Source organism: Streptomyces sp. 8K308 (assembly GCF_004348315.1).
In the GTDB taxonomy this organism is placed as follows: Bacteria; Actinomycetota; Actinomycetes; order Streptomycetales; family Streptomycetaceae; genus Streptomyces.
Window position 1 is genome coordinate 1 of record NZ_SMKC01000296.1, and the last position, 8,909, is coordinate 8,909.

The 8,909-nt window shown below is 74.1% G+C and carries 9 protein-coding genes and 1 pseudogene; 4 read left to right on the forward strand and 6 right to left on the reverse strand.

The features are described from left to right. On the reverse strand, positions 1 to 1,022 hold a 1,022-nt coding region (locus E1265_RS28755; RefSeq protein ID WP_132933919.1), incomplete at its 3' end, for a serine/threonine-protein kinase. 219 nt (positions 1,023 to 1,241) lie between these two features. Between E1265_RS28755 and E1265_RS28760 the strand changes: the two genes are divergently transcribed. After that, complete coding sequence (locus E1265_RS28760) at positions 1,242 to 1,895, forward strand: TetR family transcriptional regulator (RefSeq protein ID WP_132933920.1); 654 nt, start codon at positions 1,242 to 1,244, stop codon at positions 1,893 to 1,895. 145 nt (positions 1,896 to 2,040) lie between these two features. Then, positions 2,041 to 3,198 carry an NAD(P)/FAD-dependent oxidoreductase gene (locus E1265_RS28765; protein ID WP_243741182.1) on the forward strand — a complete coding sequence of 386 codons (1,158 nt, stop codon included), beginning with the start codon at positions 2,041 to 2,043 and terminating at the stop codon, positions 3,196 to 3,198. A 219-nt stretch (positions 3,199 to 3,417) separates the two neighbouring features. Here E1265_RS28765 and E1265_RS28770 read toward each other — a convergent pair whose 3' ends face one another. Together E1265_RS28770 and E1265_RS28775 are read right to left on the reverse strand one after the other, a co-directional pair. Then, positions 3,418 to 3,891, reverse strand: a complete 474-nt coding sequence (locus E1265_RS28770) for an ATP-binding protein (protein WP_132933922.1) — start codon at positions 3,889 to 3,891, stop codon at positions 3,418 to 3,420. 186 nt (positions 3,892 to 4,077) lie between these two features. Then, the gene (locus tag E1265_RS28775) at positions 4,078 to 4,440 is read right to left on the reverse strand and encodes an STAS domain-containing protein (protein ID WP_132933923.1); all 363 of its coding nucleotides are present in this window, start codon (positions 4,438 to 4,440) and stop codon (positions 4,078 to 4,080) included. 294 nt (positions 4,441 to 4,734) lie between these two features. On the opposite strand from E1265_RS28775, the gene E1265_RS28780 reads away from it, so the two are divergent. Together E1265_RS28780 and E1265_RS28785 are read left to right on the forward strand one after the other, a co-directional pair. After that, positions 4,735 to 5,289, forward strand: coding sequence for a sigma factor (locus E1265_RS28780; protein ID WP_132933924.1), 555 nt, complete (start codon positions 4,735 to 4,737; stop codon positions 5,287 to 5,289). 140 nt (positions 5,290 to 5,429) lie between these two features. Next, complete coding sequence (locus E1265_RS28785; protein WP_243741183.1) at positions 5,430 to 6,608, forward strand: hypothetical protein; 1,179 nt, start codon at positions 5,430 to 5,432, stop codon at positions 6,606 to 6,608. A 19-nt stretch (positions 6,609 to 6,627) separates the two neighbouring features. Here E1265_RS28785 and purU read toward each other — a convergent pair whose 3' ends face one another. From purU to E1265_RS28800, 3 genes and pseudogenes are all read right to left on the reverse strand, one after another. After that, on the reverse strand, positions 6,628 to 7,527 hold the full coding sequence (gene purU, locus E1265_RS28790; protein ID WP_132933926.1) for a formyltetrahydrofolate deformylase: 900 nt from the start codon (positions 7,525 to 7,527) through the stop codon (positions 6,628 to 6,630). A gap of 44 nt (positions 7,528 to 7,571) precedes the next feature. Then, positions 7,572 to 8,009 carry a hypothetical protein gene (locus E1265_RS28795; protein ID WP_243741184.1) on the reverse strand — a complete coding sequence of 146 codons (438 nt, stop codon included), beginning with the start codon at positions 8,007 to 8,009 and terminating at the stop codon, positions 7,572 to 7,574. Between the two features lie 74 nt (positions 8,010 to 8,083). After that, a pseudogene (locus E1265_RS28800) lies at positions 8,084 to 8,909 on the reverse strand (hypothetical protein); the annotation flags it as partial.

Consider the following 8,909-nt stretch of genomic DNA (forward strand, 5'->3'; position numbering starts at 1 on the left):
GTGGGCATGGGCGGCGGCACGGTCGGCATCGGCGGCGGGGTGAGGCCGGGCACCGGGACCGGCGCCGACGGCGAGACCGACGGCGGGGGCGGGGACGGCGCCGCCGGCACCGCGGGCACCGCCGCCGGCGCCCTGCCCTTGCGCGACTCGATCAGCGCCACCGCGGCCGGTGGCAGCCAGGCGGAGGCGCTGCCGCCGTCGTCGCTCGCGGCGAAGAGATGGGGGGCGAGCTCGGCCTGGAGGTCGGCCGGGGTCGGCCGCTCCTCCGGCTTGTGCGCCATCAGCGACTCGATCATCGGCCGCAGCTCGTCCGGCAGGCCCGACAGGTCGGGCCGCTCCCGCAGCAGCATGAACACCGTCTCCACCGGGTTCGCCCCGTGGTAGGGCGGGTGTCCGGTGGCGGCGAAGACCAGCGTCGAGGCGAGCGAGAACACGTCGCTCGCGCCGCTGACGCTGCGCGAGTCCCGCGCCTGCTCGGGCGACATGTAGGCGGGGGTGCCGACGGCCACGTTGGTCATGGTCAGGCGGGTGTTGGAGACGCCGGACGCGATGCCGAAGTCGATCACCCGGGGACCGTCCTCCACCACCAGCACGTTGGACGGCTTCATGTCCCGGTGCACCAGGCCGGCGCCGTGGATGGACTGCAGCGCCTCGGCGATGCCGGCCGCGAGCCAGCGCACCGCGGGCACCGGCAGCGGCCCGCACTGGGTGACGATCTCCTCGAGGGAGGGGGCCGGCACGTAGGCGGTGGCCAGCCAGGGCACGGCGGCCCGCGGGTCGGCGTCGACCACGGCGGCCGTGTAGAAGCCGGAGACGGCGCGCGCCGCCTCCACCTCGCGCGTGAAACGCACGCGGAACAGCTGGTCCTCGGCGAGCTCGCTGCGCACCGTCTTGATGGCCACCCGCCGACCGGACGCCGACCGGGCCAGGTACACCAGACCCATGCCACCGGCGCCCAGCCGGCCGAGCACCTCGAACGGCCCGATCCGCCGCGGATCGTGCTGCGTCAGCTGCTCCACCACGTGCCTGACACCTCCCCGTCCGGGCTCCGCTTCGCCGCCCTACGCAGCATCTCATTGCCCACCGACACCTGCGGACCTCCGGGACGATTCTTCCCTCAGCGAGGGGCCGTGGCGAACCCGAGGTCCGGATTGAGTTGTCTGTCACGGAATATCCGGAGCCGCCCCCCATTCGGCGGCGATCAAATCGCGCCGTGATCGCGCGTAGATAAGCTGACTTGTATGACAGGACAGGTAACGACCGTCGACGGCCGGGTCGCCGGCCGCAGAGGTCAGGCAACGCGGCAGAAGCTCCTCGACTGCCTGGGCAAGATGCTGGGGAGTTCCCCCTACCGGGACGTCAAAGTTATCGACGTAGCACGCAAAGCGGGCACGTCACCGGCCACTTTCTACCAGTACTTCCCTGATGTCGAGGCCGCGGTCCTGGAGATCGCCGAGGAGACGCTGCGCGAGAGCGCCGCACTCGCCGAGCTCGTCGAGGGCCGCTCCTGGGCCGGCAAGGCCGGCTGGCAGACCGCGGAAGACCTGGTGGACGGCTTCCTCGCCTTCTGGCGCAAACACGACGCCATCCTGCGCGTCATCGATCTCGGCGCGGCGGAGGGCGACCGGCGATTCGTCCGGATCAGGACCCGGGTGCAGGGGGCGGTCGTGAAGCCGCTCGCCGAGTCGATCGACGAGCTGCGCACGCGCGGGCGCGCGGCGGACGCGGGCGCGCCCCCCGTGGCGCTCGCCGGCTCGCTCGTCACCATGCTGGCCGCCGTCTCCTCGCAGCCCAAGAGCCTCCAGGCGCTCGGCGCCAAGCAGGCCGACCTGCGGCCGGCGCTCGCGCTGCTCCTCTACCTCGGCGTCACGGGCCGCAAGCCGACCACCAAATAGCCGCCTGACGCGGGCGCCGCCGCCCGGCCCCTGTCACCGGGCCGGCGCGCCCCGCCGCGCGCACCCGCGCCGGGCGCCCACGCCGCCCGGTGCCGGGCCGCGCACCCTCTGTCAGGCGTCGGACTGGCTGCGTATGCTCGTCGCCATGCCGCAGCCGCCCCGTGAACCGGGCCAGAACACCACCCCCGTGCACGTCGTAGGCGCCGGTCCTGGCGGCCTCGCCGTCGCCGCCGCGCTTGGCCGCCGCGGGGTGCGCACCGTCGTCGTCGACAAGGCCGAGGACGTCGGGTCGGCCTGGCGCGGCCACTACGACCGGCTCCGGCTGCACACCACCCGCCGCTGGTCCTCGCTCCCCGGTCTCCGCATCCCGCGCTCCGCCGGCCGCTGGGTCCGCCGGGACGACTTCGTCCGCTACCTGGAGCAGTACGCGCGCCACCACCGGATCGACCTGGCACACGGCGTCGAGGTCTCCCACATATCCCGCGCCGCGGACGGCGGGGGATGGGTCCTCGAGGCCAACGCCGGCCGCCTGCTGCGCGCCCCGGCCGTGGTCGTCGCCACCGGCTACAACCACACCCCGCTGCTGCCCGACTGGCCCGGCATGGACCGCTTCCCCGGCCGCCTGCTGCACGCCCGCGACTACCGCGCCCCGGCGCCGTTCGCCGGCAAGGACGTGCTGGTCGTCGGCGTCGGCAACACCGGCGCCGAGATAGCGGCGGACCTTGCCTTCGGCGGCGCCGGCCAGGTCAGGCTCGCGGTGCGGACCGCGCCGCACATCGTGCGCCGCTCCACGCTCGGCTGGCCGAGCCAGGCCAGCGCCGTCCTGGTGCGGCGGCTCCCGGTCCGGCTCGTCGACGCGCTGTCGCGGCCCGTCGAGCGCGCCCTCCCCGACCTCACCCGCCACGGCCTGCCGCGCCCCACCACCGGCCTGTACTCCCGGGTGCGCGAGGGCGCCATCCCCGTGCAGGACGTGGGCCTCGTCAAGGCCGTCAGGAAGGGCCTGGTGCGGCCGGTCGCCGCCGTGGTCTCGTTCGACGGCGCCAAGGTGACGCTGGCGGACGGCGAGACCATCACGCCCGAGGTGGTGATCGCGGCCACCGGATACCGGCGCGGCCTCGAACCGCTCGTCGGCCACCTTGGGCTGCTCGACGGCAGAGGCAGACCGCTGGTGCACGGTAGACAGAACCACCCGGCCGCGCCCGGGCTCTACTTCACCGGCTTCACCAACCCCATCAGCGGGATGCTCCGCGAGATCGCCAGGGACGCCGAGAAGATCGCCGCCGCCATCGCCCGGCGGCGCTGAGCGCCCGAGACCGGCCTGCCGGCCCGAAGCGGCGGGCGCGGGCGCCCCTCCCCGGGCGGGGAGGGGGCCCAGCCGGGTGATCCGCACTCGCCGAGGTCGACCCGCGATCGGGCCGACGACCTCGACGTCCCCTCGCAACGCATCACCCCACTCCGCCGGATCCCGCCTCCGAGGCCCCGACGGAACCTTTCCTTAGGGTGATCAAGCCAGCACAGGTCGTCAATACCTGGCCGGAACCCTCCGTTCCCCTCGCGGCTCCCGGCGCCGCTCCCCGCCGCCCGGCGCCCGCCGCGCCGAGGGACAGGTCAGCTCGCACCAGACCCGCTTGCCCGCGCCCTCCTCCTGCCACCCCCAGCGGTCGGCCAGCAGTTCGACCAGTTCGAGGCCGCGACCGCCCGTGTCCTCCCCCGCCGCGCGCCGCGGCCGCGGGGCGCGCGCGCTGTCGTCGACCACCTCGAGCCGGACCGAGGCGGGCTCCCGCACGGCGAGCCGCAGCAGGGCCGGCCGGCCCGTGTGCACCACGGCGTTGGTGACCAGCTCGGACACCAGCAGTACCAGCGTGTCGGTCTGCGACTCGTCGGGACAGGCCGGACAGGACTGCCCCCGGCCCAGTTGTGCCCGCACCCATCTTCGGGCGCGACCCACCTCAGAGGGCTCGGGGGCGACCTCCAGTTGTTCGTCCAGCTCCTGCACCGTTCACACCATCCGAACCGGCGGACCATTCGCCTTCGCCGGGACACAACCCCGGCTGGGCTCAGCATGATTGACGGGCGAGTCGGACAACAAGCGCTTGAGGAATAATCCGGCGCAAAGGAGTAAGGCGCGGGCGAACTGTACGACCCCTGAATCGTTACGAGTTCGAACAGAAGGAAGGGAAGCCTACGCCGTCAGCGGGGCGTCGGCGCCGCCCACGGCGGCGTCCAGGTCCGGGTAGCAGTCGAAGAGCCGGCGCACGCCGAGCGCCGCGAGCACCCGGTTCACGTGCGAGCCGTCCTCCGCTCCCCGCGCCGGCAGTATCAGCCGGAGCTCGCCGGCGCACGACCGCATCAACCGGCGCGCCGCGACCAACACACCCACCCCGCTCGAGTCGCAGAACAGCACCTCCGACAGGTCGAGCACCAGGCGCCGCCGCCCGTCGGCGACCGCCTCGTGCACGCGCTGCCGGACGCCGGGCGAGGTCGCCAGGTCGAGCTCGCCGGCCACCCGCACCACGGTCCACTCACCCCGCTGTTCGCCCCTCATTCTCAACGTCACCGCCCGCAGCCCTTCTGTGCTCGCTCACCGTGCCCGGCCACCTGCCCGCGCCCGCTCCTCTGCGCCCTGCCCACTTTCGGTGGAGCCACGCGTCATATGCCAGCGCGCATGTGCCGCGAACCAGCCATGTCGGCCACCCGAAAGAGGGACGGTCTGACCGGAATCCCACCGCTGTCCTGCAATGTGAGCGCCCGGGGGCGCGCCCGGACACCACCGCGCACTACATTTGACGCGCGGACGGGGTCGTGAGTTGTTCGCCGACGGACGGGAAGAGGTTGCCGGATGGCGCACGAGACGCCGCCACAGTGGGACCGCGACATGTGCCAGCGGTTGCGGCGCGGCGAGGCCACCGCCCTCGCCGAGGTCTATGACCGGTTCGCCTCCCTCGCCTACGGCATCGCCCAGCGGGTGCTCGACGACGAGGAGTTCACCGCCGGCGTGACCCACGACGTGTTCGCCAGGCTCTGGGAGTCGCCGCACGTCTTCGATCCGGCCCGCGGCCCGATGCGGTCCTGGATCGCCGAGGAGGCCCACCGGATCGCCGTCGACCGGCTGCGCCGCCGCCCCGGCGTCGGCCGCGACCCCGACGAGGTGGCCGCCAAGGTGCGCGCCGCCTCCACCGCGGCCCGCGCCGACTACATCGTCACCGCCATGCCGGCGCCGCTGCGGGACGCGCTCGAACTCACCAGGTTCCAACGCCAGGACTGCGCCCAGATGGCGGAGCGGCTCGGCATCACCGAGGCCGAGGCGTGCCGCCGGCTGCGGCTCGGCCTGCAACTGCTCTCCTCTGCGCACCGCTACACCGCCGACGCGGCCACGCCAGCGGAGGGTTCGTGACCTCCGCACCCTGGGACGGGTCCCTGGCGCGCGACGACCGGCCGGCTCGCGTACCCTCGCCGCGCGACCGGGATTCCCCACCCGAGGGGCGGGGAACTCCCGCGGCGGTCACCCCTCGGCGACGGAAGGCGAGCGAGACCATGGGGGACGAGGCGGAACGCGCGGAACACCGGGACGAGCGGCGGCCGGGCGACCACCAGGAGCTGATGTCGCTGCTCGGCGCCTGGGCCCTGTCCGCCTGCGCCGCCGACGACGCCGAGCGCGTCGAGGCCCACCTCCACGACTGCGGCGGCTGCGCCGAGGAGGCGCTGCGGCTGCGGGACGCTGCCCTGCTGCTGCAGCCGCAGGTCAGCCTCGACCTCGACCCGAAACTCCGCGCCCGGGTGCTCGACGGCTGCCTCGCCCGCCGGCCGGCGACCCAGCCGATCCCGTCCTGGGCCGCACCGCTCGACTTCGAGGCCGCCCGCCTCGACGCCCTGCTGAACGACATCACCGAGGACGAGTGGCGCACCCCCGTCGCGCTGCGCTGGTTCGACGACCACGAGGGCTGGCTCGGCAGGACCACCACCGTCTCCGGGGTGCTCGACCACCTGCTCGCCGGGGACGGCCTCCTGGCCCGCGCCGTCGGGCTGCCCGACCCGCTGCCGGACGCCGGGGACGACCCCGGCGCCCGCACCTTCGCCCGCTGGGCAGGCGCGCGTTCCGAGGCGGACGCCTGGCGGCCCTGGCGCGAGCAGACCCAGGCGCTGGTCCGCGCCGCGGCCGGCACCGGCGGGCGGGCCGGCGAACGGACCGTGCCCCGGGCCCGGTTCGGCGACGAGGACCGACTGCCGGGCACCGGCCCTCTGTTGCCGCTCTCCGACGCCTACCTGGACCGGGCCTTCGCCTGCTGGGTGCACGCCGACGACATCGCCCGCGCCGTCGAGTACCCCTACGACCCGCCGCTCGGCCCGCAGTTGCGGCAGCTCGTCGACCTGGCCGCGCGCCGCCTCCCGGAGTCCATCGCCCGCCGGCGCCGCGCCGGCCTCGCCGTCTCCGAGGCCCGCCTCACCACCGCGGGCACGCCGGGCCGCACCCTGCACCTGGAGGTCGAGGGCGCGGGCGGCGGCCACTTCTACATACCGCTCGACTCCCCCTCGGCCACCGTCTCCCGCACCGCGGCGCGCGAGGCGGTGGCCCATGTGGCCCTCGACGACGTGGTCTTCTGCCAGCTGGCCGCCGGCCGCATCACCCCGGACGAGGCCGCCTCGGGCGGCGAGGGCGACCCGCTGGTGATCCACGACGTGCTGTGCGCGGCGGCGGCGCTGTCACGACTCTGAGGCGCGACCGCCGGGTCCTTCAGTCGAACACCACCGTGCGGCGGCCGTTCAGCAGCACGCGGCGCTCGCTGTGCCACTTCACGGCGCGCGCCAGGGCCTGGCACTCCACGTCCCGGCCGACCGCGACCAGCTGGGCCGGCGTGAGCCCGTGGCCGACGCGCTCCACCTCCTGCTCGATGATCGGGCCCTCGTCCAGCTCGGCCGTCACGTAGTGGGCGGTCGCGCCGATCAGCTTCACGCCCCTGGCGTGCGCCTGGTGGTACGGCTTGGCGCCCTTGAAGCTCGGGAGGAAGGAGTGGTGGATGTTGATGATCCGGCCCGGCAGCCGCTTGCACAGGTCGTCGGAGATCACCTGCATGTAGCGGGCGAGCACCACCAGCTCGACCTCCTCGTCCTCGACGATCCGCAGCAGCCGCGCCTCGGCCTCCGCCTTGGTGTCCGCGGTGACGGGGATGTGGTGGAACGGGATGTCGTAGGAGGCGGACAGCTCCGCGAAGTCCGTGTGGTTGGAGACGACGCCCGCGATCTCGATCGGCAGCGCGCCGATCCGGGCGCGGAACAGCAGGTCGTTCAGGCAGTGCCCGAACCTGCTGACCATCAGCAGCACCCGCATCCGCTCGTCGGCCCGGTGCAGCTGCCAGTCCATGCGGAAGGTGTCCCCGACCGCGGCGAAGCTGGCGCGCAGCTTCTCCAGCGTGACCGGCTCGTCGGCGGAGAAGTGCACCCGCATGAAGAAGAGCCCGGTGTCGCGGTCCCCGAACTGCTGGCTGTCCTCGATGTTGCAGCCGGTCATGAAGAGGTAACTGGACACGGCGTGCACGATGCCCGGCTTGTCGGGGCAGGACAGGGTGAGCACGTACTGCGGGCCTGGGGCCGCTGCGGAAGCGGCGGGCACGGGGGTAGCGGGCGAGGACGTCATGCCGCCAAGACTGGCACACCGCGGCCGGCGGCCGCGCACACGGTTCAGATGGTGTGCAGCACGGTGGTCAGCTCCTCGAGCGAGCGCGGCGGCGTGTCCGGGTCCTCGCCGTCGTTGGCGGCCAGTCGCACGTGCGCGTCGCGGGCCGCCCTGACCGCCTCCGGCCAACCGTGGTGCTGGAAGTAGCCGGAGGCCGGCGCATCGGCGCCCACCTGGTGGAGGATCCGCAGGAACCGCAGCACGGCGACGTCCACCAGCGCGGCCTCCTGGCTGTCCCGGAAGACGGTGCCGACGTACTTCTCGGCCGACCAGTTGTCCAGCCAGGTGTCCTCGACCAGCCGATACACGGCGTCCGTCACGTCCCCGTATCCGGGGACGCCGGGCAGCCAGACGCCCTGCTGGAAGGCGGGGTCGGAGAGCATGTGCAGCGCCGAGCGCACGTTCGCGCGCCAACGCCACCAGGGCATGTCGTTGAGCGGCATGCCTGCCATGGTGGATGAGCGGCGGGGGTGACGGGAAGACCTTTCCGAACCTTGCACGGGAAACGATCGTACGGCTACAGCTGGTTCGACGCTCGCTCCGGGAGCCCGTACTGGGTCGCGATGGGGTTCCACAGCTGGGCGGCACTCTCCTTGGCGGTGGTGGCGCGGCCGCTCGCGGCGTCGCCCCGGTTGGCGCTCTCGGTGTGCCGGGCGCCGTTGTTCCCCCGGCACACGCCTGGGTTCGTCCTGGCCTCGTCGGCCCAGAGGGCGTACTGGTCGTCGGCCTCGGCGGAGGCCTGCCAAGCCTCGGTGAGGGCGGCGGCGAGCGCGGCGCCGTCCGGGAGGGCGTCGAGGGAGAGGGTGTTGAGGCGGTCGACGAGGCCGGTGCGCTGGGCGGCGGCGGCGCGCAGGTTGTTCGCGGCGGCGTCCAGGTTGGCGCAGGCACGGATGTCGGCGACGGCCTGGATGACGGAGTCGCGGCTGGCGCTGCTGTCGGCGAGGAGCGCGGAGAGCGCCTCGGCCTGGGCGCGGGCCTCCGTGTCGGCCTCGGCGTCGGCCTCGGCGTCGGCCTCGGCGTCGCCGGGCTCCGCCTCGGGCTCCGCGTCCGGCGAGGCGTCTCCCTCGGCGGGCTGGTCGTCGGTGGTGGTGCCGGCGGTGGTCTGCTCGGTGGCCGGCTCATCGGAGTCGCCACCGCCGCCGAGCAGGGCGCCGCCGATGAGGCCGAGCACGGCGCAGCCGGCGATGACGGCCAGCGCGATGCCGAACGGCTTCCGCTGCCGGTTGCCACCTGCCGGCGGCATCGGCGGCGGCGGACCCTGGGGGGACCGCGCGGACGCCGCGTGGTCGAACAGGGCGCTGAACTGGCCCTGGGGCTGCGGGGGTTGGTGCGGGGCTTGGTGG

Coding starts and splice junctions, on each gene's coding strand:
- E1265_RS28760 (WP_132933920.1), top strand. CDS start 1,242: ATGACAGGACAGGTAACGACCGTCGACGGCCGGGTCGCCGGCCGCAGA.
- E1265_RS28765 (WP_243741182.1), top strand. CDS start 2,041: ATGCCGCAGCCGCCCCGTGAACCGGGCCAGAACACCACCCCCGTGCAC.
- E1265_RS28780 (WP_132933924.1), top strand. CDS start 4,735: ATGGCGCACGAGACGCCGCCACAGTGGGACCGCGACATGTGCCAGCGG.
- purU (WP_132933926.1), bottom strand. CDS start 7,527: ATGACGTCCTCGCCCGCTACCCCCGTGCCCGCCGCTTCCGCAGCGGCC.
- E1265_RS28785 (WP_243741183.1), top strand. CDS start 5,430: ATGGGGGACGAGGCGGAACGCGCGGAACACCGGGACGAGCGGCGGCCG.
- E1265_RS28775 (WP_132933923.1), bottom strand. CDS start 4,440: ATGAGGGGCGAACAGCGGGGTGAGTGGACCGTGGTGCGGGTGGCCGGC.
- E1265_RS28795 (WP_243741184.1), bottom strand. CDS start 8,009: ATGCCGCTCAACGACATGCCCTGGTGGCGTTGGCGCGCGAACGTGCGC.